Source organism: Acinetobacter marinus (assembly GCF_900096915.1).
In the GTDB taxonomy this organism is placed as follows: Bacteria; Pseudomonadota; Gammaproteobacteria; order Pseudomonadales; family Moraxellaceae; genus Acinetobacter; species Acinetobacter marinus.
The window spans coordinates 65170-88532 of sequence record NZ_FMYK01000008.1; the positions used below are offsets into that span (position 1 = coordinate 65170).

The window sequence follows — 23363 nt, forward strand, 5'->3', positions numbered from 1 at the left end:
TTCACGCATAATGCGCAAGACATTTTAGAATTATCAAAGCCATTTTGCCGATGACTGAACAGACTCAATTCCCTCCATTTTGGTATAACTTGCTTTTAAGTTGTATCAAGCCACTGTATCGCTCTCGGGTGAAAAAACGTTCTGGGCATTTGGCGGATTATCAGGATGAGGTGCGGGAGCGTTTTGGCGGATTTCAAACAGCGAAGAATCAAAACGTGATTTGGTTTCATGCGGTATCGGTCGGTGAAACCAATGCGGCACAGCCCTTAATTGCGCATTATCTCAAGCTCGGTCAGGCGGTACTGGTCACCAATACTACTCGGACGGGGCAGGCTCGTGCCAAGTCTTTATTTTTAGAACACTATCCTGAGTTATTCCAAGCGGTATTTTTACCAGTGGATCAACGTGATTTGATTGAACAGTTTATCTCACACTATCAGCCACAGATTTTGTTGTTAATGGAAACCGAACTGTGGCCAAATCTTTTGGCGTGCGTGCATCAACGACAGATTCCCCAGCTGTTATTAAATGCACGCTTATCGGAAAAATCAGCCAAAGGTTATGCCAAGTTTAAGCGTTTAACATCACCGATGTTGCAACAATTAGATTTTATTGCGGCGCAAGATCAAGCGAGCAAACAACGCTTTGTCGATTTGGGAAAATCTAACAAGCAAGTCGAGGTATTGGGCAATGTCAAATTTGATATGAGCATGCCTGAGCAGTTTCTCCAGCAAGCGGAACAATTCAAACAAGACTGGTCATTATATGATCGACACATCATCGTGCTTGCCAGTACCCATGCGCCTGAAGAAGCGCAATTGCTCAACGCATTAAAACCACATTTGCAGCAGAATCCGCAACTTTTATGTATCGTAGTGCCACGTCATCCTGAGCGTTTTCAAGAAGTTTTTAATGAGATCAAAAGCCTTGATTTGAGCGTACAACGACGCAGTTTAGATCAAGCCATTGATGCATCGACTCAAGTCTATTTGGCAGATTCGATGGGGGAGATGTGGTTGTGGTTTGCATTGGCGCAGGTCGCCTATGTCGGTGGTTCGCTGAATGAACCCGGTGGTGGGCATAATATTCTTGAGCCGATCGCAACCGATGTGGCAACCGTACTGGGTAAAAATTATTTTAATTTCCAAACAATCGTCGATGAATTTGTCAGTCATGATGCAGTGTTGGTTGCATCAGACGCCAATCACGCTGTAGCGCACATGATGGATTTAATTAATGATCCGTCACGCCGTCAGCAACAGGTTGATCGAGCACAACAGATTTTACACGCCAATCAAGGCGCTGTTGAACGACACATTACTTTGATTGATCGTTATATAAAAGTAGAAAATCGAAAAGCTGAAAGCACTATGTCTGAGTCGGCATTATGAATTTAGTCTTATTGCCCGAACAAACGGATTCAACGATTTGGCAAATCAATGATGCACGGCAAGTTAGCCATTTAAAGCAACATGTAGATATTAAAATTGGTGATCAGATCAAAGTCGGTGTGCTCAATCAAGCACGTTATCTTGCTGAAGTGGTTGAAATTCAATCTAATCAAATTATTGTGACACCAGTCGAACAACAAGCCATTCCTAATAAATTACCTGTGACCTTGATTTTGGCATTGCCTCGCCCGAAAGTGCTGCGACGCTTGATCATGGATAGTGTGACTTTGGGTGTAGAGAAAATCGTCTTGCTACATAGCTATCGTGTTGATAAAAGCTATTGGCAAACGCCTTTTTTGGAGCAGTTGGATCATTATATTCAGCTTGGATTGGAACAAGCAGGGGACGTGATTGCACCAACAATTTTCTTAGAAAAACGCTTTAAGCCCTTTGTCGAAGATCGTTTATCGGTGTGGAATCACAGCCAACCAACCTTTGTAGCGCATCCATATACAACGGATGCGATGCCGATCAATTTCAATCAACCGTGCCAATTGATGATTGGTCCAGAAGGCGGATTCATTCCCTATGAGATTGCATTGCTCAAAGAAAACGGCTGCCACATTCATCATGTTGGCAACCGTATTTTACGCACTGAAACCGCAGTGTCGAATATTCTTGGGCGATTATTCTGCGCTTGATGTTGGCGCTGCGATCGCTTGCGGTGCCGACATTTTCATCTCTTGAATTGGATACGGAATATTCACACCTTCTTGGTTGAAGGCTTGTTTCACTTCCGCTTGAATCTCACTGGCAGACGCCAAGATATTGGTTTCTTTCAGGTCAATCCACCAACGCACGGTGAGGTTTACAGAGAAGTCCGCCAATGCAGTCACAGTGACCGTGTGTGCAGGATTACCAAGTACATTGGCATTGTTGTCCAAGATACGGTTGATAATGGTTTTTGCTTTATCAATATCATCATCATAACCAATACCCACAACAAATTCACAGCGGCGACGATTATAAGCCGTATTGACTGTGATTGGGCTGGTATAAACCGTGGCATTTGGAATCACCAAACGACGTCCATCATACGAGCGTAAGAAGGTCGCACGAATCTGAATATCTTCAACTGTACCTTCCAAACCTTCGACGATAATGTCATCGCCAATACGGAATGGTTCGCCAATTAAAATCAGAATCCCTGACAATAAGTTTTGGAAAATATCTTTGAAGGCAAAACCGATCGCCACCGAACCAATACCGAGCGCACTGACCAATTGACCTGGTGAAAAACCTGGAATAATAATCACCAAGGCGATTAAAAAACCAAGCGACATAATCACCACGCTACCGACGCGATTGAGCACCAAAACCAAATTTTGGCGAGTGTGTGAACGCTTCATCAGGGCTTTTTTGACAAAGTATTTAAAGACTCTGACCAGTAGCATAAAGATCAAAAAGACAACTAAGCCGATGATGATATACGGGACACGCTCCCAAAAAGCACTGACAAACTTATTCATCATCACATAGGCATCGCTATACTTTTGTGATTCTTCAATGACTTTGGCAGTGGTTTTTTGCCCTGCCTCAAGCAAGACATTGCCAGCCTGTTTGGCTGTTTCCGAGGCTGTAGATTCGTTACTCACAACACGTTCCAGAAAAAATAAAAAGATTTTGCCTGAATTCACATGGTTTTTCAGTAAATGAAATGTTTATCTTTCTATAGATTGTCTTCATATTTTTAGGGTGATTTTTTCAACAATGACACAAAATAGAAAGTTCCACGTGAAACAAATTTAATGAAATTCAATCTAAAGGGGCGCTTAGAAAATGAGACGTTCAGCATAGACAGATTATGTACACGCACGCATTGCTGACAGCGTTATAATAAGTTGAGCATATAAAGAAAAGGAGAAGGTCATGAGTTATCAGCATATCGTAGTGCCTGTCGATGGTTCAGACACAGCGCTTTCTGCGATTAAACAGGCGGCACAACTGGCAAAAGCCTTTGACAGTAAAGTCACTTTGCTCTGCGTTATTTCTGTCGATCCTTTTGTGGGTATTGAGTTCTTTAATGCCGCCGAAATCTCTGAGCAATACCTGACCCAAGCTCGAGACAATGCGCAGCGTATTCTGGCGAAAGCACTACAATCTTTTGCTGAGTTCGATATCCAAGCGGATCAAAAAATCATTGAAGGGCAGATTATCCACGAAGAAATCGTGCAAGCGGCAGCCGATCTCAACGCTGATTTGGTGGTGATCGGATCACATGGTCGCAAAGGACTGAAAAAAATGATGCTCGGCAGTGTGGCGCAAAGCGTATTGGGTGAGATACATACCCCAGTGCTGGTCGTGCGAGAATAAATCGATCTCACACAGAAGACTACTCGCATAGAAACTATTCACACAGAGAGTGTCAGCGCAGTCTGATACGGTCAATCAGACGCTGTAAAACAGATGTCGATATCTGCGCTTTAAAGGATTTCTCCAAAGTCACTCCCTGAGTTGGTGGCTTTGGGGGGAAGGTGCTTCTTATTTTATTCATTGTTTTGACTTTATTAACAAAATCTCACTGGCAGATTCTCAGCTGTGAGGGCATGATTTTCCCGTGATCAACACAACATCAGATCGAGAAATAAATCATGTTAAATATCTCTTTTGCAAAAAAAATTGCCACACTTAGCGCAGGGTTGTGCGCTGTGTTATTGACGCAAAGCGCTTTGGCGGATCAGCCTGAGCATCGCATTATCAATCTTCAGGCGGAAGCGACACGCTCGGTCGCCAATGATGAAATGCAAGCCACCTTGTACACCGAACTCAATGAAAAAGATGCGGCGACGTTAGCAGATAAAATTAATCGCATTGTCAATCAAGCCATGAACACGGCAAAAAGCTATCCAAAAGTGGAGATCAAAACAGGTGGTCAAAATACTTATCCTGTATATAACGATCAGCAGAAATTGGTCAATTGGCGTGGGCGTGCCGAAGTCGTGTTAAACAGTAAAGACTTTAAACAAACCAGTGACTTAATCGCTAAGTTGCAAGAAAATATGCAGCTCGGTAATGTCACTTTTGACGTGTCAGATGAACAGCGCAATCAAGTCGAAAGCGAGCTGTATATCGAGGCATCAAAAGCCTTCCAACAGCGTGCCAAATTACTGCTCGCACCGTGGGGCGCATCGAATTATGAGCTGGTCAATTTGCAACTCAATGCCAGTGCCAATCGACCAATGCCGATCTATGCGGCAGCTCGTGGTGCATCATTTAAATCGGCGAGTGTAGAAAGCCAAAGTGTCGAAGCAGGCAATAGTGATATTACTGTGGTGGCGAATGGTAGCATTCAATTGAAATAATTGATTTGAGCACCTCAGTATAAAAGAAGTGTCTCAAAACTATAAAACCCCCTTTAATTCCCCCTTAACAGGGGGAAGACCACTCAATAAAATCAAATGGTTAAAATTCCTCCCCTTTTTAAGGGGAGGTTAGGTGGGGTTGAAAATTGGATTTTGAGACAGCTTCTTTTGTTTTTGATACGAAATTTTTCCTGCGAATGATCAGATTATTGATCAAGCACATCTAAAATCACTTGGGTGACATCTTGGCACAAATCACGGTCGTTAAAAATCTCATAAGCCGTGATGGTCACATCGGTATTGGATGGCAACAATTTTTGTTCTTCTTCGATCAGGTGTTCGATCGGTAAAATGGTTTGTTTGATGGCAAACAAATCAATATCTTCAAAGGCGATTTCTTCCTCATCGACCAGTAGATGATCTTGAATCAAATAGGGACGAATAATGCTCGGGATGATCGATTGAATATCGGTAATATCGAAAATACAAATATCTCGTTCTTCATCATTTTTGCCGAGGTTTTCACGAGCTTCGATGACGACATGATAATAGGGCATTTCACGATCCTTTTTACGAGCATATAACCTATTACTATGCGAAAAATCTCGCCTTGACGCAAGTAAATTTACGGTTTTACCGTTTAAGTTTACAGCGCAAGACGAGCGATGGCATTTACTCAAATGCTCAGCTTAGAATCCTGTGGCATAGCCATCTTTTGGATATTTAAATTGATATTGAATATTGAGTTGCCATGTTTGATTCGGTGCCAGTTGTGGGCGCCATTGGTAAATATTGTCTTGTCCTTGCCACTGGGTCGCGACTGGATTTTCACTAAACTGATGCGAGACTTTGAGCGCATCATTTTGACTTTTTGGTACGCTTTCAAACACCAATAGATCGATCGCTTGCTGATGTAGATTTTGAATCTGATATTGCTTGGTCAAGACTTCAACCACACTTTTACTAAAGCCACCGGTTTGATCTTGATTGCGTTCATCATTAAGCACTTTGACCAAGACTTGTTCATCTTCACCAAAGTTAAAATGCATTTGATCCGCCGTTGGGTTTTGCCATTGGCGGTGTCCAATATAGTCGCCATCCCGATAGATTTTCACCTCACCACTTGGCCAATCACCTGTCACCCGTGGAATCTCAGCCGTGAGATACGCTGCTTGGCGTTGCTGTGGAATCACCCATGTACTGAGTTTGGCAGCATAGGATTGTTGATCCCGTGGCAATGAAATTTGCTGTTTACTGCTTGGAATGGATGCCCGTGTGGTGGTGGTAAATTGCGTGCTATAAGTCTGTTGTACTTGCTCGAACTGCGGAAAAGATGGTGCTTGAGCCTTGCGCATTTCAACCCCTGCGCTGTCTGCTACTGACGCTGCTTCTATCGCCACAGGTTCTGGCGCATACATCGGTTCATCACGCCGTTCATAATAATTCACCCACCACGGATTGGGTTGTACTTGTTCAATATTCCCTTGCGGGCTAGAAGTCGAAAGTGTCAGTTGCACATTGTCCCAGTCTTCACCTGTTTTTTGTGCGATCATCGCCATGCGAGTTAACGTGACTTGTTGTGTGGCACTGTTCAGCTCCGCTTTATAGCTTGGGCGCCATGTCGCATAAGGCACAAGATAGCCGATCTGAATCGCCCCTGAGGATGGCGCATTGACATGGAGCTGTAGCGTACGTTGATTAAAACGATGGTCGCCGATTTGGTTGAGATCCTGATTCAGCTCTGCTAAGCGTTGCTCGAGTTGCTTTTTCTCTTGGCTGGCGGTGGAAATGGTGAGATAGGCATCGTAGGCTTGCTGACGGACGGTGGTGGCGCTGCCTTGGGTGATATTTCCTAAAAATTTATTTTGTAATTCAGCAGCTTGTATTCTCGCATTGACTTTGGCAATGTCGGCTTCGAGTTGTTTGATTTCATTTTTAAGTGCGGTAGATTCACGACCAGCAGGTTTGTCTAGTGCGCTATCGACGCTGGTGACGGCGGTGACGTCGACATTCTGCCCTTGTACTTTGATGGCAGAAACATCGAAGTTGGCGGGTAGGCCGTCTAATTCAATCAAGCGTTCGCCCGCACGAACAGGAATGCTACGCTCAACCAAAGCGCCATTTGGATAGACAGTGACATGCTGGATGGGTGAATCCTTCAAACCCAATGCCCAACTTTGCTGTGCCAAACACCCCAAAACACATAGGCTCAATATGGAATATTTCATGATGTCCTCATTTATTATGATGTTTAAATAATTAAATCAAAAAAATTAAAATGACACTATGCATTTTGACTGCGGAATACAAAATACACACAACCCAAAAGACAGCAACCCGCCCACAGATAATCCAGCTTAAAGGGTTGTTTAAACAGATAAATCATAAACGGCACAAAGACCATTAAAGTCATCACTTCTTGAGTGATTTTCATCTGTCCGAGTGACCAACCTTGTGCATCCAAGAGCCGTGTGGCAGGAATCATAAAACTGTATTCTAACAGTGCAATTGCCCAGCCGAATAACACTGCTTGCCATAACGGCGCATCATGTAGAAATTTTAAATGACCATACCACGCCAAGGTCATAAAGCAGTTGGAAATAATCAGTAGGATAAATGCAAAGGACATCTGGCAACCGCTCTAGCGCAATCAAGAATGCCTAGTATATCGCCTAAAAGTCTGTATGTGATGTCCTGTGTACAGCACGATTTTATGGGTGATTAATTGCGTAGCTCATCGGTCTTACAGCCGACGGTTTTACATTCACGAATGCGTTCGATCAGCCAATGATTGCGCTCTTGGGTTTTCTCAAGACGACATTGCACATCGACCGAGCTATCACTGGTCATACACTGCTCATCACGCTCATGAATCCAGTTGATTTGCGCTGATTTTAAAATACTTTTTTGCGTGCTGGTGAGGTATTTACGCAGTGCTTGATAGTTTTTGTTGAGATCGTTATCTGCGCTGGCATAGACTTTATTGACACAATAAATATCGTCAAAGCCATTGCGGGCATTTTCACAATTATCGGCAAAAGCCAGTGCAGGGCTGAATGCCAAAGCAATGAAGCAGAGTTTTCCGAAGTATTTTCCACGTTTCATGATTTTCTCCATGTTATTTTACGCGCCATTTATTCTTTATTCAGGTAAATCTTAGCAAAATATAATCTATGAAAAGTAGCTGTTGTGTATCTACATCAGGGACAAAAAGCACTATCTTTTCAATCTCAGCCTTGTTATCTTGCTAGCCTCATTCAAATCCTCAGCGCCATCAAAGTCGCTGATAGAAAGACATAGCGCAAGAGAGAGTAAGACGGATGCATCTGCATATTTTGGGTATTTGTGGCACATTTATGGGTTCATTGGCATTACTTGCTCGTGAGCTTGGGCATACAGTGACAGGCAGTGACCAAAATGTTTATCCGCCAATGTCGACCCAGCTTGAAAATGCAGGCATTACCTTGATGCAAGGTTATGATCGCAGCCATCTCCAGCCACATCCTGATCTGGTGATCGTCGGCAATGCCATGAAGCGTGGCATTGATGCGGTGGAATATCTGCTCGATGAAGGGCTGGCTTATACTTCAGGGCCGCAGTTCTTGGCAGATCATGTGCTCAAAGATAAGCACGTGCTTGGTGTCGCAGGGACTCATGGCAAAACCACCACCACCACTATGCTGGCGTGGGTACTCGATCAAGCAGGGCTCAATCCAGGTTTTCTGATTGGCGGTGTTCCGCTCGGTTTTAGCGAAAGCGCACGTTTGGGTGGTAAATATTTTGTGGTGGAAGCGGATGAATATGATTCTGCATTCTTCGATAAGCGCTCGAAGTTTGTACATTATCATCCACGCACAGCGATTTTGAATAACCTTGAATTTGACCACGCTGATATTTTTGATGATTTGGCAGCGATTCAAAAGCAATTTCATCATCTGGTGCGCACCATTCCAAGTACAGGTCGCATCATTGCACCGATTACCGAAACGCATATTGATGAAGTATTAGACATGGGTTGTTGGACACCTGTGACACGCACAGGTTTTGCGGTCAACGATCAAGTGGAGCTCTCAGCAGAATTGATCTCTGAAGATGGTAGCCATTTTAAAGTATTGCATTTCGGCATAGAGAAAGGCGAAGTGCAATGGACGATGACAGGTCAACATAGTGTCGCCAATGCATTGGCAACCATTGCCGCAGCGGAGCATGTCGGGGTGAGCATTCAACAAGCCTGTGATGCCTTATCTAACTTCGGTGGGGTGAAGCGTCGAATGGAGCTACTCGATACTATCAATGGTATTGAGGTCTATGATGACTTTGCCCATCATCCAACTGCGATTGAAACCACGCTAGATGGTGCACGTAAGCGACTGGGCGAACGCCGTCTGTGGGCGATCATTGAACCACGCTCGAACACCATGCGGATGGGTAGTCACAAAGCAGGACTTGCGCATTCGGCACGTGTTGCTGATGAAGTGATTTGGTATCAACCCGAAGGTTTGGATTGGGATTTACAGCCTGTGGTTGAAGCCTCAACTAACTCAGCACAAGTCAGTCAATCGCTGGATCAAATCATTTCACGTGTAAAAAATGAAGCACAATCAGGCGATGCAGTGGTGATCATGTCCAATGGTGGCTTTGGTGGATTGCATCAAAAATTGCTTGCGGCGTTGAAGGCTTAAGTTTTTAATTTTTTCATTCGCCGTTCTAAAAAATCAGCATCAAGCTAAGGCAGAATCCTGTCCTTAGCTTTTTTATTGCACCTTTATTACACCAAGATTTTGAAAAGTTTTGAAATATAATTCAAGATGATAGCGTATTTTCCTTTAGACTTTGGTCGTGTCGAAAAATCCCAATAAAAGCCTCAACTTTGTTTAAAAAATAAAATTATTTCAATTGGTTATATCTGTTTTTTGAATTTTAAAATCAGCATAATTTTACAATGTAGACCAAAGCATGATTGTCCCTTGTTTTAAAGCACGCTTTACTGAGTTTCAGAATAAACATCAATATGATGCCTATTGAGTGGTTTGCATTGCTCCCAATCGTGTAAACAAATCCTCAGAATTTCGGACATTAGGAAGCTAAGGGAAAAAGCCAAATGAATGAACTTTATCCAGTACCAGAACAATTCGCCGCTACGGCTCGCACCAACCTCGCAGAATATGAAAAGCGCTATCAACAATCGATTGATGATCCAGACGCATTTTGGGCGGAGCAGGCACAAATCATCGACTGGATTAAACCCTTTACCAAAGTCAAAGATACCAATTTTGACCGAGAAAACTTTAAAATTGAATGGTTTGCAGATGGCGAGCTAAATGTCGCTGCCAACTGTCTTGACCGTCATCTCAAAGAACATCCACACAAACCTGCGATCATTTGGGAAGGTGACCATCCATCCCGTCATAAGATCGTTTCGTTTAAAGAATTGCACGATGAAGTCTGCCGTTTTGCCAATGTCTTGAAAAAGCGTGGCGTTGGCAAAGGCGACCGTGTGGTGCTGTATATGCCGATGGTGACAGAAGCAGCGGTTGCTATGCTCGCCTGCGCACGGATTGGTGCGGTGCATTGTGTGGTCTTTGGTGGCTTCTCGCCTGATTCTTTGGCGAGTCGTATTGAAGATTCCCAAGCAAAATTGGTGATTACTGCCGACTCGAGCCTTCGTGGTGGTAAGCAGTTACCACTGAAAGAAAATGTCGATGCAGCGCTCGAAAAAGCAGGCACAGAATGTGTTGATAATGTCATCGTGGTCTATCGCAATGCCAGTCCGATCGAGATGAAAGAAGGGCGTGACCTGTGGTATCACCTTGAAATCATGGAAGTCAGTGCCGACTGTCCACCTGAGCCAATGAAAGCGGAAGATCCATTATTCATTCTCTATACCTCAGGCTCGACAGGTAAACCAAAAGGCGTATTGCATACCACAGGTGGCTATTTGGTCTATGCCACCAGTACCTTTAAAGAGGTTTTCGATGTCAAGCAAGACGATGTGTATTGGTGCACCGCAGACATTGGCTGGATTACAGGACATTCATACTTAATTTACGGCCCGCTTGCCAATGGGACAACCACACTAATGTTTGAAGGTGTACCACAATATCCATCGTGGGCACGTCTTGGGCACGTGGTTGACAAACATAAAGTCTCGATTCTCTACACTGCACCAACAGCGATTCGTGCCATGATGCGTGAAGGCGATGCCTATGTACGTGAAAGTAATCGTAGCAGCTTACGGATTTTGGGTTCGGTCGGTGAACCGATCAATCCTGAAGCATGGAGCTGGTACAATGATGTGGTCGGTGAAGGGCGTTGTCCGATCGTCGATACTTGGTGGCAGACTGAGACAGGCGGGATGATGATTGCGCCATTACCAGGTGCGATTGACCTGAAACCAGGTTCTGCGACCAAGCCATTCTTCGGGGTAAAACCTGCGTTGGTTGATGCTGAAGGTCAAGTGATCGAAGGTGCAGCTGAGGGAAATCTCGTTATTCAAGACTCATGGCCAGGTCAGATGCGTGATATTTGGGGTGATCATGAGCGGTTCCTCGAAGCCTATTTCTCCACTTTCCCAGGCAATTATTTCACAGGTGATGGCGCACGCCGTGATGAAGATGGTTACTACTGGATCACTGGACGGGTCGATGATGTATTGAATGTGTCAGGTCATCGTCTGGGTACAGCAGAGATCGAAAGTGCTTTGGTATTGCATGAAGCAGTTGCTGAAGCTGCAGTAGTCGGTATGCCTCACGAGATCAAAGGGCAAGGCATCTGTACATTCGTGACCTTACAAGCGGGTGTCGATGAGAGCGAAGAACTACGTAAAGAGCTGATCCAGTGGGTACGCAAAGTAATGGGGCCTGTTGCGAGTCCTGATGCGCTACACTGGGCGCCTGCACTACCAAAAACCCGTTCAGGGAAAATCATGCGTCGTATCTTGCGTAAGATTGTTGCCAATGAACAAGACAGTATCGGTGATACCTCGACGTTGGCTGAACCGCAAGTGGTTGAGCAATTGATCATTACGGTGCATGGGCAGAAGTAAGTGCTCACACTTAAATTGGTAGTAAATAAAAACCAGCTTGATCTTCAAGCTGGTTTTTTTGCAGATCTAACACTTCATTCGACTATTTCAGATGAGCTTTGAAGAACGTATTCAACTTTTCAAATGGAATTTTTCCAGCTTGGTTGTCATACAAATCAACATGTGTGGCGTTCGGTACGATATACAATTCTTTGTCTTTGTTGCCCAGCGCCTTGTAGGCATCTTCGCTAAAATAGCGGGAATGGGCGTTCGCACCGTGAATCAGCAAAGCAGGTGTACGGTTTTCCGATGCATATTGCAAGATCGGCATATTGATCAATGACAAATTGCTGGTAGTTGCCCATGAACCGTCTGGATTCGAGTTTACTGCACGTGGATGAAAGCCCCGTTTGGTGGTGTAATAATCGGAATATTCTTTGACGAATTGCGGTGTTTCGGCGGTGAATAGTTCTTTACGTAAATTGTTGGCAGGCTGCAAATCAGCATAGCCATTTTTGGCGGCTTGCCAACGTGCCTCGTTTATGGTTTTTTTCATTTGGTAACGTGCCTCGGCATCATTGACATCATTGTAGCCGTTTGCTGTCACACGCGTCATATCGTACATCGTACTGGTTGCCACGGCTTTGATGCGTGTGTCGGAAATCGCAGCGTTGAGCGCAAACCCGCCCCAGCCACAAATGCCCAAAATGCCGATTTTTTCTCGATTGACATTGTCGAGCGAACCCAAATAGTCCACCGCTGCTGAAAAATCTTCGGTGTTGATTTCAGGCGATGCCATATTGCGAGGATAACCGCCACTTTCACCTGTATAAGATGGATCAAAAGCTAAGGTGACAAAGCCGTATTCTGCAAGGGTTTGGGCGTATAAACCACTGGATTGTTCTTTGACTGCGCCAAAAGGACCACTGACGGCGATCGCTGCATATTTTGTGTTACTTTGATCTTTGGGAAGGTATAAATCCGCCACTAAGGTAATGCCATAGCGATTTTGAAAGCTGACTTTGCGGTGTGTCACTTTGTTGCTTTGCGGGAAAGTTTTGTCCCATTCACTGATCATTGAGACAGGTGTATTTGGATTACGATTTTCTGCAAAACTCATGGTTGAGGCTCCTGTGATTGCGCTACCTAAAATAATTGACGTGGCGAGCGGTAAAAGATGTTGCTTAATTAATTTCATCAGATGACTCCTAAAAAGTATGACGGGTTCGATGTGAATTTTTTTAAAGTGGTTAGATTATAATCACAACAATAATGAATGATTAGAGGGTAAATTTAGATAAAATTCATGCGTATTTGTTATAAATTGATTTCAAATACCAGTGCTTTTGCTACAATGATTCTAGTGTCCCTACAATGCGGTGAAAAATGAGCAGTCGATATTCTTATAATGATTTGCATACTTTTATGCTGGTTGCACGTGAGGGCAGTTTTACCAAAGCAGCAACCAAACTCAATGTGGCGCAGTCTAGTGTCAGCCGAACCATTCGAGCCTTAGAAAAAGACTTGGGAGTGCAGTTATTCACACGGACGACCCGCAAGATGTCACTGACGCAAGCAGGAGAACAGCTTTATCGAACTACCCACGACAGCTTTCAAGCATTGGATCAGAGTCTATCGATGCTGGCTGATTATCGGGATACACCCTCAGGTACGGTTCGAATTAATGCCAGTCAACACGCCATTGACAAGGTCTTGCTACCGAGGTTGTCTGCATTTCAACAGCAATATCCTGAGATCAAATTAGTGTTGATCAGTGAAAATCGTTTTGTTGATATCATCACTGAGCAATTCGATGCAGGTGTGCGCTTAGGTGATGATGTCAGTGACAACATGATTGCCGTTCGATTGACGGAAGATATGGAAATGGTGGCTGTGGCTACACCAGCGCATTTTCGCCGCTATGGATTTCCTAAGACACCGCAAGATTTGCAAGATCATCCGTGTATCGCTTATCAGTTTGCCGATGGCAAAAATTACCAATGGGAATTTATTGTTAATGATCAATCGGTTTACCATGATCCTGTGGGGCAATGGGTCTTTGCCGATAGTTATATGGAAGCTGCTGCCGCAAAGCTCGGCTTGGGTTTGGCTTATGTGCCTAAAGATTTGGTCGCTGATGCGCTTGATCAAGGGCAGTTGATACAGGTATTGAAGGTCTATAGTTGTCGTTTTGAGGGGACTTTTCTATATTATCCGCACCGCAATGTCACACCCGCACTGAGAATGGTGATTGATGCTTTAAAGTTATAGTTTCAATGCTTAACTACGCAATGCGTCCATCATCTGCCGTGCAACCTCAAAATCTCGAGCCTGATAGCCTGATACTTGATTTTGTACAATCAAACCCTCCCCTAAGAGAAAAATTTGGGTCAGCTGAGGTTCGGCGATATCATGCTTGGCAAGCAATGCTTTGACATGCGCTTTATGCGTTTTGGCGATCTGATGTTGTTCACTTTCATGTTGACTATATTCAGCACTGGCATTGATAAAACTACAGCCACAAAAATCAGTCTGTTGTACCCAATGTTCAATAAAATCAAGATAAGCAAGGATGGCTGACTGCCCCGTATGTGTCGATAGCGCCTGTTGCATCTGCTGTAAAAACACATCATCACGATACTGAAGTACTTCAATAATCAGTTGCTCTTTGCTTTCAAAATAGCGATATAAGGTTTTTTTTGTGATGCCCAATTGCTCACGTAATTCTTCGATGCTAGTCGCATGAAAACCGACACGATTAAACAGTTGCCAAGCCTGCTGTAAAAATAATGGTTTTTTGTCCACAAAGCACCTATTCAAGTATTTTCTTGACACAAGTATACCAATCGGTATACTTTTGCAATATCGCTTTATTGTAGAGAAATAATCATGCGAATTAAACCATCAGCTGCGCCAGCACGAGCGCCATGGCAGGCGATTATGGTGGCATTTTTAGGCAGTTTTGCCTGTATTGCTGTATTAGTCGCACTCACGCAAGTCCATCAGACCTTATGGATCATGGCGCCATTTGGTGCGACCTGTGTTCTGGCATTTGCACTACCAGAGTCTCCTTTGGCACAGCCAAGGCACATTATCGGTGGGCATGTGATTACGGCGTTGATCGGTTTGTTGATGCTACACAGTTTTGGGGAAGCGCTATGGAGTACGGCGTTGGCTGTGGCACTTGGAATCATTGCGATGCAAATCCTGAGAGTGACGCACCCACCCGCAGGTGCCAATCCATTGTTAATTTTTAGTCTACATGCATCTTGGTCGTTCTTAATTCATCCTGTTTTGATTGGTTCGGTGATGATTGTGCTGATTACTTATTTTTGTCATCGTTTGGCAGGACAGAAAAAGTATCCAGTGTATTGGTGGTGATTCTGTATCATTGCATTTAATATGCGACGACGCAGGAATATACAAAAAAACGCCCTAAATCCGTTGCTAAGCACAGCAATCCACGTCACAAAGTGCTACCATTTTGCCAGTTTAAATTTTCACAATTTGGAAGCGGTATGCTGATACAACGTGGCGGATTAAAAGTAGTCGCAGGACTTGGAATCTCTGGAGTTTCTGCAGTGAATTATTTGCATCAGCAGGGCTATCAAGTCGCTGTGACCGATTCACGACCGACGCCGCCGGGCATTGAGCAGATTCCTGCCGAGATTCGTCAAAGTTTTGGTGTGCTAGATCAAGAGTTACTCTTACAAGCAGAAGAAATTATTCTCAGTCCTGGACTTGCGCCACAGCTTCCTGAGATTCAAGCGGCGATTGCACAAGGCATTCCAGTGGTTAGTGATATTCAGCTCTTACGTCGTGCGACCGAGGTGCCGATCATTGCCATTACAGGTTCGAATGCCAAAAGTACCGTGACCACATTGGTCGGCGAGATGGCAAAAAATGCAGGGAAGAAAGTTGCTGTCGGTGGCAATCTCGGTTGTCCTGCCTTGGATTTATTACAAGATGATCCTGAAATGATCGTTTTAGAATTATCCAGTTTTCAGCTCGAAACCACTACGCATCTCGGTGCTACTGTCGCTGTCGTGCTGAACATGAGTGAAGACCATTTGGATCGACATGGCGATATGGTCGGCTACCATGCAGCGAAGCATCGCATTTTCCAAGGTTGTCAGAGCTTTGTCTTTAACCGTGATGATGGACTGACTCGTCCATTGGTAGCGGACAATATTCCATTTCTCAGTTTTGGTTTGAATGCGCCTGATCTCAAGCAATATGGCGTACTGCGTGATAGTCAGGGTAAAATGTTCTTGGCAAAAGGCACGACACGTTTGCTCGATAGCAGTGAGATGTATATGCAGGGTAGTCACAACGTGGCGAATGCTTTGGCGTGTTTAGCTTTAGGAGAATCAGTGGGTTTGCCATTAGAAGTGATGCTCGACACCATTAAACATTTCAAAGGCTTGGAACATCGTTGCCAATATGTCGATGAGAAGCAAGGTGTGCGCTACTATAATGATTCCAAAGGCACCAATGTCGGCGCAACACTTGCGGCGATTAATGGTTTAGGTCAGGCACTTCAGCCAAATCAAGCCAAAGTCGTGGCGATTCTTGGCGGTCAGGGTAAAGGGCAAGATTTCAAACCATTATCCAATGCATTATCACAATATGCTCGCCATGTGGTGTTAATTGGGGAAGATGCTAATAAGATTGCCAGTGCGTTGGCGTCGGGTATTGAGGTGAGTTTTGCCACGAGCTTAAAAGCTGCGGTCAAAGAAGCGCAAAGTCATGCCGAGCAGGGCGATGCGGTATTGCTCTCGCCAGCCTGTGCAAGTTTTGATATGTTCAAGAGCTATAATGATCGTGGTGAGCAATTTGTACAATGCGTTGGACAACTGTGAAATTGACATCAAGTGCATTGCAATAACTAAGTGAAATAACCAAGTGAAATAAAACATCGCTATGAAAGAGTTTATCTATCCCAAGCTACAGTGGATGCAACATCGGATCGATCTCGGGTTTAATCGGCTGTTGGCGTTTTTACCTGCGGAAGTGACGGCACGCAATACTTTATTGTTTTGTGTGCTGAGTCTGCTATGTATCGGTACGGTGATGGTGGCGTCGGCATCGATGCCCTATGCTGAGCTGTTACATGAAAATCCATTTCACTATGTCTCACGGCATGCCTTATATATTGTCTTGGCATTTATCGCAGGGATTGCCGCCTATAACTTTCAGTTGAAAAACTGGTTTGGCAAAGCCCCGATTTTGTTATGGATTGTGACGCTGATTTTGCTGTTATTGGTACTGGTGATCGGGCGAGATGTTAATGGTTCCACACGCTGGCTGAGTCTGGCGGGATTTACCTTCCAGCCGTCGGAGTTTGCCAAATTCGCCATGACCGTGTTTACCGCAGATTATGTGGTGCGTCGTGGTGGTGAGGTGCGAGAGAGCTTTTCCAGCTTTGTACGGCTCTGTATTCCTGTCGGTACTACAGTCGGTTTGATCATGCTTGAGCCTGATTTGGGGGCGTCCGCGGTGATTATCATGACCATGTTTACCGTGTTCTTTTTGGCAGGTGCGCCGACACGGGCATTTATGGTGCTGTTTGGCGTGGTGGTGGCATTGCTGGCGATGTTTATCGTGATTGAGCCTTATCGTTATCGCCGTTTGATGTCGTTTAGTGATCCGTGGCAAGACCCGCAAGGCGATGGCTATCAATTGGCGCAGAGTTTGATAGCCTTTGGTCGTGGTGAATGGTTTGGTACGGGGCTTGGGCATAGCGTGCAGAAGTTATCGTATTTGCCTGAAGCACATACCGACTTTATGCTGGCTGTGACTGGTGAAGAATTGGGTTTCTTCGGCATTAGCATTATCTTTAGTTTATCGTTTTTGATGCTGGCAAGTTGTATGCGTATTGGGCATCGTGCGCTGGCGAATGGACATTATCGTAGTGGTTATTTGGCATATGGTATTTCGGTGATTTTCCTATTACAAATCTGCGTGAATGCAGGCATGAATATGGGCTTGATTCCAACCAAAGGACTGACTTTGCCATTTATTAGTTATGGTGGTTCATCGTTGTTAATTTGCGCCTTTATGATCGGGGTGATGTTCCGTATTGATAAAGATACCAAGGGCAAAGCAGAGCTACGAACCGATACTTGATGAACTTAAAATATATCATCAAGAGTATGAAAATATCTTAACCAAGATCTTGTTGTTTAAACTTATTACCCTGTAATTAACCTTCGGTTCGACCTACTTTCCTTTCGGGGAAAGTAGGCAAAGCCATTTTGTCAGTCGCAAACTCGGTCATACACCAAAATTAATCTAATACCTTGTAGAACGCCACTTTACTAAATCTTGCGGAATATATTCCTCATGCCCTCGAACAATGCGACTGACGTTTCTACGAATTAAAAAGCGTTTACTCATCCAATATCGAATTTTCGTTATTGATAAACTTGCGACAAGGTCATGCTGTGTGGAATGCGCTCAAGTTTCCACTGAGCTACCGCTTGCGCCAACATGGTGGATGGACGGTCTAGATCAAGCGGGAGCTGATTAAGTGCTTGTGCTGCTTGGGAGAGCAATGCTGAGGCATTGTTTGGATCAAGTGGCTGTGCAAAGTTTTGTTTAGACAGCTTGCGTCCATCGGCATTCATCGCCAGTGGTAGATGTAAATAATTCAGCTCAGGATAGCCTAGACAACGCCCTAGCCAGATTTGACGTGCGGTGTTGTCCAGCAAGTCCGCACCTCGCACCACATGGGTCACCCCTTGCAAATAATCATCGACCACTACCGCTAATTGATAACTAATGATGCCATCACGGCGTTTCAGCACAAAATCGCCCAGATCTTCCGCCAAGTTGCTACATTGTCGACCTTGTAGGGGATCATCAAAGCAGGTGGTTTGGTCGTTCACTTTTAAGCGGATGGCTTGATTGGCAAAATCGAGGTTTAAATCTCGGCATGTCCCTGCATAGATGGCATTACTGCCGAGCATTTTTCGGGTACATTGGCAGGCGTAAATATGGTGTTGAGATTTCAGTTGCGCTAAAACATCTTCATAAATTTCAAGGCGATCTTTTTGAAAGAGAATCTCGCCATCAGGCGCAAATTCAAATGCATCGATACAGCGTAGAATGTGCTGTTCGCTGTCGGGATAAATGCGGGGAATGTCGGTATCTTCGATACGAACTAGCCATCGTCCTTGATTGGATTTGGCTTCGCAGTAGCTCGCTAATGCGGTGATCAACGAGCCGAAGTGTAGTGGTCCTGTGGGTGATGGCGCAAACCTACCCACATAATCCATCCTGTTACCTCCCTCCTTTTGTAAAGGAGGGGTTGGGGGAGGATTATTGAACAGCATGATTAACCGTTATTTTGCTTCTCTTTGATCTCTGCAAGCGTTTTGCAGTCGATACACAAAGTCGCAGTTGGACGAGCTTCTAGACGGCGTAGACCGATTTCGATACCACAGGTTTCGCAGAAGCCATAATCTTCATCTTGAATCGCTTGCAGAGATTGCTCGATTTTACGAATCAACTTGCGCTCACGATCACGGGTACGCAGTTCAATCGCAAATTCTTCTTCTTGCGTGGCACGGTCATTGACATCAGGCAACGCCGAAGATTCATCTTGCATCGAGTTTAAGGTGCGATCCACCTCAGACATCAGTTCTGCTTTCCATGCTTCTAAGATTTTACGAAAATGATCAAGCTGTCCTTCAGACATATATTCTTCATTTTTCTTTTCTTGATATGGCGCAAAACCGAATAGGCTCGCAGCGCTTGCCATCTCTGTGGTTTTCGCTTTTGCTTTACGTGGACGTTTGGCAGCAGCTTTCTCCGCAGTTGCCACATCTTTTACATCTTCCAATTGAGTTTGGTCTTGATTCGCCATTCGGGGCATTCCTCATCGAACTAGTGTATATCTATACGCAAAAAGTGAGGTAAAAAGCAAGTAGTTTACGATCGACTTGCCTGAATATTACTCGGGCGCACATCATATAGATTTTTTGCAAAAGATGGTAGTCCCAAAACGTGTATAAATATGGCGAGGATGGTCAATTGATTAAAAACAAGGAGTTAGTATGCTTTTAATCAGAATGTATTGATCAAAAAATCGCAAATTCGACACATTATCGTCGAATTTGAAACGGGAAGCGAAGGGCTTAATAGGATTTGAGTTCCATATCGACAGCACCGATTTGTGCGTCGATACGATGTACCGCAGTTTCAAAATGTCCATCAGGATACAGCGCCAAGGTACGATAGCCAGGTGGCAGATCATCTAAGCGAAATTCTGCACTATGCGGCTTAAATTGAATGCTGGTCGAGGGGCAGGACAAGAACGTGGTTTGCCCATGTTGATAATGAAACTCTTGATGCACATGCCCAGAAATCACGGCGCGGACATTGCGATGTCGTTCAATACAGGCAACGAATTGCGCACTATTTTGCAGTTGGTGTGGGGCTAACCATGCACAGCCCACGTCAAAGGTGTTGTGATGAAGCGCCAGCAAAACGTGAAAATCTTGATATTTGGTGAGCAGTTGCTCAAGTTGCTCAAGATCATAGCCATCAATATGCCCTGAAACTTGATGATTTTCCTGACTATTCAAAAGAATAATGCACCAGTTACCCGCCAAAATCACATTGGGATGATCATCTTGATTGAGGGATGGAAAGTTTTGATTTTCATCATGATTGCCACGAACCCAGTAATGCGGGCGCTTTAACTGTTTGACCGTTTCCAAATACAGATGATATGCCTCTGGAACAGGCTCTTGCGCAATGTCGCCTGTGTTGAGAATGCAGTCAAAGGCAACATGCTGTGTGGCATGTGCCAGCACCGCTTGCAAAGATTTCAGTGGCAAAATACCTGCAAAAGTCTGATTTGGGTCAGACATGAGGTGGCAGTCGCTGATTTGTAGGATGTGAAAAGGGCGCTGCGAATCAAATCGCTTGGGTGGGACAGATTGATTCATCAAGATCCCTCCGTGACTGGAGCTGTGAGATGATGCAATTGATGTTGCTTAAATAAGTAAAACTGCAACCATTGCAGAGCAATGATCAGTGAGGCATTGCTCAGACGATCACTCTGCATCAGCTCATCAAGCTGTGCATAGTCAAATACATGCACCAAAATGTCTTCGCCTTCCGAGACCTCACCATGTACTCCACCTGCTTGACTGAGATCAGCGGTGGCGACATAGAGATTGTAGATTTCATCGCTGGCACCCGTCGACGGGTGATAGCGATAGAGTAATTCTAATTGTGAGATGGCACAGCCTGCTTCTTCCAGTGCTTCACGTTGCAAACAAGTCGCAGCATCTTCACCGTCATCGATTAGCCCCGCGATAATTTCTAATTGCCATGGTGTGCTTTTTGCATTGAGCGCACCTGCACGAAACTGCTCGATCAATAGAAATTTCTGCAAGGCAGGATCATGCACGATGACCCCCGCCGCTTCACGACGACGCACAATTTCACGTTGAATCACTGTGCCAAAATCTTGGCTGGCAAATAGGCGATGACGAAGCGTTAAACTTTCTACAGACACAAAACCACGATAACGTTGTTGTCGATCTAGGACTTCAACATCATCATGGCTAAAACGTGCTTGGTAAAACCGTTCTGAAAAAAAAGAGGTTTTCGACATCGGCTTATAAATACATCAAAATTCGACACTTATAAGCCTATATGGCGATTTGGAAAAGATCAAACCTTTTGGTAGAGAGATTTGCCCTGCTGTCGATATTCTTCACTCATCTGCTGTAGACCTTGTTCACGCTCTGCGTCAGTTTCTTGCTGAGCTGCGTAATCTCTGACATTTTGTGTGATTTTCATCGAACAAAATTTCGGTCCGCACATCGAACAGAAATGCGCAGATTTGTGCGCTTCTTTCGGCATGGTTTCATCGTGCATGCTTCGAGCCGTATCAGGATCGAGTGCCAGATTGAACTGATCTTCCCAGCGGAATTCAAAACGTGCTTTAGACAGCGCATTGTCACGCGCCTGTGCACCTGGATGACCTTTGGCCAAATCGGCGGCATGCGCTGCGATTTTATAGGTGATAATGCCGTCTTTGACGTCTTTTTTATTTGGCAGACCGAGATGCTCTTTTGGTGTCACGTAGCACAGCATTGCCGTACCGTACCAACCAATCATCGCTGCACCAATGGCTGAGGTGATGTGGTCATAACCCGGTGCGATGTCAGTGGTCAGTGGTCCAAGGGTATAGAACGGTGCTTCTTTACAGACTTCAAGTTGCAAGTCCATATTTTCTTTGACCATGTGCATCGGCACGTGCCCCGGTCCTTCGATCATCACTTGCACATCATGTTCCCATGCACGGTGCGTGAGTTCGCCCAAAGTTTTCAACTCGCTAAATTGCGCTTCATCATTGGCATCTTGGATACAGCCTGGGCGTAAACCATCACCTAAGCTGAATGACACGTCATAGGCTTTCATGATTTCGCAGATGTCATCGAAATGGGTATACAGGAAGTTTTCCTCATGATGGGCAAGACACCACTGTGCCATGATTGAACCACCACGTGACACAATACCTGTTAAGCGATTTGCCGTCATCGGCACATAGCGTAGCAATACGCCTGCATGAATGGTGAAATAGTCCACGCCTTGTTCAGCTTGCTCAATCAGCGTGTCTTTAAAAATTTCCCAAGTCAGGTCTTCTGCGACGCCATCGACTTTTTCTAAGGCTTGATAAATCGGCACAGTACCAATCGGTACAGGTGAGTTACGGATAATCCATTCACGGGTTTCATGGATATTTTTACCTGTCGATAAATCCATGATGGTGTCTGCGCCCCAACGGGTCGCCCACGTCATTTTTGCCACTTCTTCATCAATGCTTGAGCCAAGCGCAGAGTTACCGATATTGGCGTTAATTTTCACCAAAAAGTTGCGCCCAATAATCATCGGTTCGCATTCAGGATGATTGATATTGGCAGGAATAATCGCTCGACCTTCAGCCACTTCTTGACGGACAAATTCAGGGGTAATTTCGGTTAAATTTTTTGCACCAAAGTTTTGTCCTGCGTGCTGACGCATGTCTACACCGTCACGTTGACGCTGATTTTCACGGATCGCAATATATTCCATCTCAGGCGTGATAATGCCTTGCTTGGCATAGTGCATTTGGCTGACGTTTTTGCCAATTTTTGCACGGCGAGGATTTTGAATATGCGCAAAACGAATTTCAGCGGTACGAATGTCTTTGAGGCGTTCTTGACCGAATTTTGAGCTTAAACTGTCTAGCTTTTCACTATCATCACGTTCTTCAATCCACGTTTGGCGGATCGATGGCAAGCCTTTATTTAAATCAATTTTTACATTTGGATCGGTATAGACACCAGAAGTATCATAAACACGAAGCGGTAGATTTTTTTCACCGCCCAAGCCTGTTGGGGTATCGGTGAGGGTGATTTCACGAAATGGCACTTGAATATCACTGCGTGAGCCTTCGACATAGACTTTTTGTGAAGCAGGTAAAATGCGGGTTAAATCTTTGGCATCTTGTTCGTGCCGTGCGTTAATTTCATTTTGAGCGGTTGAACTTGATGATGAATTGAGATTCGAGAGTTGGTTCAT

The 23363-nt window shown here is 44.7% G+C and carries 22 protein-coding genes; 10 read left to right on the forward strand and 12 right to left on the reverse strand.

The genetic code is table 11. From position 1 onward, the window contains the following. The first annotated feature begins 50 nt into the window (after nucleotides 1-50). On the forward strand, nucleotides 51-1391 hold the full coding sequence (locus BLQ60_RS11975; RefSeq protein WP_092620804.1) for a 3-deoxy-D-manno-octulosonic acid transferase: 1341 nt from the start codon (nucleotides 51-53) through the stop codon (nucleotides 1389-1391). Then, the gene (locus BLQ60_RS11980) at nucleotides 1388-2092 is read left to right on the forward strand and encodes a 16S rRNA (uracil(1498)-N(3))-methyltransferase (RefSeq protein WP_092620807.1); all 705 of its coding nucleotides are present in this window, start codon (nucleotides 1388-1390) and stop codon (nucleotides 2090-2092) included. The genes BLQ60_RS11975 and BLQ60_RS11980 overlap by 4 nt, the downstream gene beginning before the upstream one ends. Here the strand turns inward: BLQ60_RS11980 and BLQ60_RS11985 are convergent. Continuing rightward, a complete protein-coding gene (locus BLQ60_RS11985) occupies nucleotides 2078-3046 on the reverse strand; it encodes a mechanosensitive ion channel family protein (RefSeq protein WP_378235185.1) in 969 nt (322 codons plus the stop codon). The two genes, BLQ60_RS11980 and BLQ60_RS11985, sit on opposite strands and share 15 nt — an antisense overlap. A gap of 274 nt (nucleotides 3047-3320) precedes the next feature. Here BLQ60_RS11985 and BLQ60_RS11990 point away from each other — a divergent pair, with 274 nt between their 5' ends. Both BLQ60_RS11990 and BLQ60_RS11995 read left to right on the forward strand, forming a co-directional pair. Next, nucleotides 3321-3764, forward strand: coding sequence for a universal stress protein (locus BLQ60_RS11990; RefSeq protein WP_092620810.1), 444 nt, complete (start codon nucleotides 3321-3323; stop codon nucleotides 3762-3764). 278 nt (nucleotides 3765-4042) lie between these two features. Beyond that, nucleotides 4043-4753, forward strand: a complete 711-nt coding sequence (locus BLQ60_RS11995) for an SIMPL domain-containing protein (RefSeq protein ID WP_092620813.1) — start codon at nucleotides 4043-4045, stop codon at nucleotides 4751-4753. Nucleotides 4754-4959: 206 nt separating this feature from the next. Here BLQ60_RS11995 and BLQ60_RS12000 read toward each other — a convergent pair whose 3' ends face one another. From BLQ60_RS12000 to BLQ60_RS12015, 4 genes are all read right to left on the reverse strand, one after another. Further along, complete coding sequence (locus BLQ60_RS12000; protein ID WP_092620816.1) at nucleotides 4960-5310, reverse strand: hypothetical protein; 351 nt, start codon at nucleotides 5308-5310, stop codon at nucleotides 4960-4962. A gap of 132 nt (nucleotides 5311-5442) precedes the next feature. Continuing rightward, the gene (locus tag BLQ60_RS12005; RefSeq protein ID WP_092620819.1) at nucleotides 5443-6981 is read right to left on the reverse strand and encodes a DUF4139 domain-containing protein; all 1539 of its coding nucleotides are present in this window, start codon (nucleotides 6979-6981) and stop codon (nucleotides 5443-5445) included. A gap of 56 nt (nucleotides 6982-7037) precedes the next feature. Beyond that, on the reverse strand, nucleotides 7038-7382 hold the full coding sequence (locus BLQ60_RS12010; RefSeq protein ID WP_092620822.1) for a DMT family protein: 345 nt from the start codon (nucleotides 7380-7382) through the stop codon (nucleotides 7038-7040). 92 nt (nucleotides 7383-7474) lie between these two features. Then, the gene (locus BLQ60_RS12015) at nucleotides 7475-7858 is read right to left on the reverse strand and encodes a lysozyme inhibitor LprI family protein (protein WP_092620825.1); all 384 of its coding nucleotides are present in this window, start codon (nucleotides 7856-7858) and stop codon (nucleotides 7475-7477) included. 215 nt (nucleotides 7859-8073) lie between these two features. On the opposite strand from BLQ60_RS12015, the gene mpl reads away from it, so the two are divergent. Both mpl and acs read left to right on the forward strand, forming a co-directional pair. Beyond that, on the forward strand, nucleotides 8074-9435 hold the full coding sequence (mpl, locus tag BLQ60_RS12020; protein ID WP_092620828.1) for a UDP-N-acetylmuramate:L-alanyl-gamma-D-glutamyl-meso-diaminopimelate ligase: 1362 nt from the start codon (nucleotides 8074-8076) through the stop codon (nucleotides 9433-9435). Nucleotides 9436-9854: 419 nt separating this feature from the next. After that, entirely contained in the window at nucleotides 9855-11798 is a 1944-nt protein-coding gene (acs, locus tag BLQ60_RS12025) for an acetate--CoA ligase (RefSeq protein WP_092620831.1), read from the forward strand. An 82-nt stretch (nucleotides 11799-11880) separates the two neighbouring features. On the opposite strand, the gene BLQ60_RS12030 is transcribed toward acs, so the two are convergent. Beyond that, nucleotides 11881-12975 carry an alpha/beta hydrolase gene (locus BLQ60_RS12030; RefSeq protein WP_092620834.1) on the reverse strand — a complete coding sequence of 365 codons (1095 nt, stop codon included), beginning with the start codon at nucleotides 12973-12975 and terminating at the stop codon, nucleotides 11881-11883. Nucleotides 12976-13163: 188 nt separating this feature from the next. Between BLQ60_RS12030 and BLQ60_RS12035 the strand changes: the two genes are divergently transcribed. Further along, nucleotides 13164-14048 carry a LysR family transcriptional regulator gene (locus BLQ60_RS12035; RefSeq protein WP_092620837.1) on the forward strand — a complete coding sequence of 295 codons (885 nt, stop codon included), beginning with the start codon at nucleotides 13164-13166 and terminating at the stop codon, nucleotides 14046-14048. A 9-nt stretch (nucleotides 14049-14057) separates the two neighbouring features. Here the strand turns inward: BLQ60_RS12035 and BLQ60_RS12040 are convergent, their stop codons facing one another. Then, nucleotides 14058-14582 carry a TetR/AcrR family transcriptional regulator gene (locus BLQ60_RS12040; protein ID WP_171259107.1) on the reverse strand — a complete coding sequence of 175 codons (525 nt, stop codon included), beginning with the start codon at nucleotides 14580-14582 and terminating at the stop codon, nucleotides 14058-14060. Between the two features lie 84 nt (nucleotides 14583-14666). Between BLQ60_RS12040 and BLQ60_RS12045 the strand changes: the two genes are divergently transcribed. From BLQ60_RS12045 to ftsW, 3 genes are all read left to right on the forward strand, one after another. Next, a complete protein-coding gene (locus BLQ60_RS12045; protein ID WP_213030477.1) occupies nucleotides 14667-15158 on the forward strand; it encodes an HPP family protein in 492 nt (163 codons plus the stop codon). Between the two features lie 137 nt (nucleotides 15159-15295). Beyond that, nucleotides 15296-16639 carry a UDP-N-acetylmuramoyl-L-alanine--D-glutamate ligase gene (gene murD / locus BLQ60_RS12050; RefSeq protein WP_092620843.1) on the forward strand — a complete coding sequence of 448 codons (1344 nt, stop codon included), beginning with the start codon at nucleotides 15296-15298 and terminating at the stop codon, nucleotides 16637-16639. Between the two features lie 94 nt (nucleotides 16640-16733). Next, complete coding sequence (gene ftsW, locus BLQ60_RS12055) at nucleotides 16734-17906, forward strand: putative lipid II flippase FtsW (RefSeq protein WP_092620911.1); 1173 nt, start codon at nucleotides 16734-16736, stop codon at nucleotides 17904-17906. A gap of 287 nt (nucleotides 17907-18193) precedes the next feature. Here ftsW and gluQRS read toward each other — a convergent pair whose 3' ends face one another. The 5 genes from gluQRS to thiC form a co-directional block, all read right to left on the reverse strand. Next, the gene (gene gluQRS, locus BLQ60_RS12060; protein WP_092620846.1) at nucleotides 18194-19057 is read right to left on the reverse strand and encodes a tRNA glutamyl-Q(34) synthetase GluQRS; all 864 of its coding nucleotides are present in this window, start codon (nucleotides 19055-19057) and stop codon (nucleotides 18194-18196) included. A 59-nt stretch (nucleotides 19058-19116) separates the two neighbouring features. Beyond that, a complete protein-coding gene (gene dksA / locus BLQ60_RS12065; RefSeq protein WP_092620849.1) occupies nucleotides 19117-19647 on the reverse strand; it encodes an RNA polymerase-binding protein DksA in 531 nt (176 codons plus the stop codon). Nucleotides 19648-19918: 271 nt separating this feature from the next. Then, nucleotides 19919-20734 (reverse strand): 3',5'-cyclic-AMP phosphodiesterase, encoded by an 816-nt coding sequence (cpdA, locus tag BLQ60_RS12070; RefSeq protein WP_092620852.1) that lies wholly within the window; start codon nucleotides 20732-20734, stop codon nucleotides 19919-19921. Continuing rightward, nucleotides 20734-21408, reverse strand: coding sequence for an NUDIX domain-containing protein (locus BLQ60_RS12075; protein ID WP_092620855.1), 675 nt, complete (start codon nucleotides 21406-21408; stop codon nucleotides 20734-20736). The genes cpdA and BLQ60_RS12075 overlap by 1 nt, the downstream gene beginning before the upstream one ends. Nucleotides 21409-21467: 59 nt before the next feature. After that, on the reverse strand, nucleotides 21468-23363 hold the full coding sequence (thiC, locus tag BLQ60_RS12080; RefSeq protein ID WP_092620858.1) for a phosphomethylpyrimidine synthase ThiC: 1896 nt from the start codon (nucleotides 23361-23363) through the stop codon (nucleotides 21468-21470).

Excerpts from the sequence above, each read along its gene's own strand:
- BLQ60_RS11975 (WP_092620804.1), top strand. The coding sequence starts at position 51 with ATGACTGAACAGACTCAATTCCCTCCATTTTGGTATAACTTGCTTTTA.
- BLQ60_RS11980 (WP_092620807.1), top strand. The coding sequence starts at position 1,388 with ATGAATTTAGTCTTATTGCCCGAACAAACGGATTCAACGATTTGGCAA.
- BLQ60_RS11990 (WP_092620810.1), top strand. The coding sequence starts at position 3,321 with ATGAGTTATCAGCATATCGTAGTGCCTGTCGATGGTTCAGACACAGCG.
- BLQ60_RS11995 (WP_092620813.1), top strand. The coding sequence starts at position 4,043 with ATGTTAAATATCTCTTTTGCAAAAAAAATTGCCACACTTAGCGCAGGG.
- BLQ60_RS12000 (WP_092620816.1), bottom strand. The coding sequence starts at position 5,310 with ATGCCCTATTATCATGTCGTCATCGAAGCTCGTGAAAACCTCGGCAAA.
- BLQ60_RS12005 (WP_092620819.1), bottom strand. The coding sequence starts at position 6,981 with ATGAAATATTCCATATTGAGCCTATGTGTTTTGGGGTGTTTGGCACAG.
- BLQ60_RS12010 (WP_092620822.1), bottom strand. The coding sequence starts at position 7,382 with ATGTCCTTTGCATTTATCCTACTGATTATTTCCAACTGCTTTATGACC.
- BLQ60_RS12015 (WP_092620825.1), bottom strand. The coding sequence starts at position 7,858 with ATGAAACGTGGAAAATACTTCGGAAAACTCTGCTTCATTGCTTTGGCA.
- mpl (WP_092620828.1), top strand. The coding sequence starts at position 8,074 with ATGCATCTGCATATTTTGGGTATTTGTGGCACATTTATGGGTTCATTG.
- acs (WP_092620831.1), top strand. The coding sequence starts at position 9,855 with ATGAATGAACTTTATCCAGTACCAGAACAATTCGCCGCTACGGCTCGC.
- BLQ60_RS12030 (WP_092620834.1), bottom strand. The coding sequence starts at position 12,975 with ATGAAATTAATTAAGCAACATCTTTTACCGCTCGCCACGTCAATTATT.
- BLQ60_RS12035 (WP_092620837.1), top strand. The coding sequence starts at position 13,164 with ATGAGCAGTCGATATTCTTATAATGATTTGCATACTTTTATGCTGGTT.
- BLQ60_RS12045 (WP_213030477.1), top strand. The coding sequence starts at position 14,667 with ATGCGAATTAAACCATCAGCTGCGCCAGCACGAGCGCCATGGCAGGCG.
- murD (WP_092620843.1), top strand. The coding sequence starts at position 15,296 with ATGCTGATACAACGTGGCGGATTAAAAGTAGTCGCAGGACTTGGAATC.
- ftsW (WP_092620911.1), top strand. The coding sequence starts at position 16,734 with ATGCAACATCGGATCGATCTCGGGTTTAATCGGCTGTTGGCGTTTTTA.
- gluQRS (WP_092620846.1), bottom strand. The coding sequence starts at position 19,057 with ATGGATTATGTGGGTAGGTTTGCGCCATCACCCACAGGACCACTACAC.
- dksA (WP_092620849.1), bottom strand. The coding sequence starts at position 19,647 with ATGGCGAATCAAGACCAAACTCAATTGGAAGATGTAAAAGATGTGGCA.
- cpdA (WP_092620852.1), bottom strand. The coding sequence starts at position 20,734 with ATGAATCAATCTGTCCCACCCAAGCGATTTGATTCGCAGCGCCCTTTT.
- BLQ60_RS12075 (WP_092620855.1), bottom strand. The coding sequence starts at position 21,408 with ATGTCGAAAACCTCTTTTTTTTCAGAACGGTTTTACCAAGCACGTTTT.
- thiC (WP_092620858.1), bottom strand. The coding sequence starts at position 23,363 with ATGAACCAACTCTCGAATCTCAATTCATCATCAAGTTCAACCGCTCAA.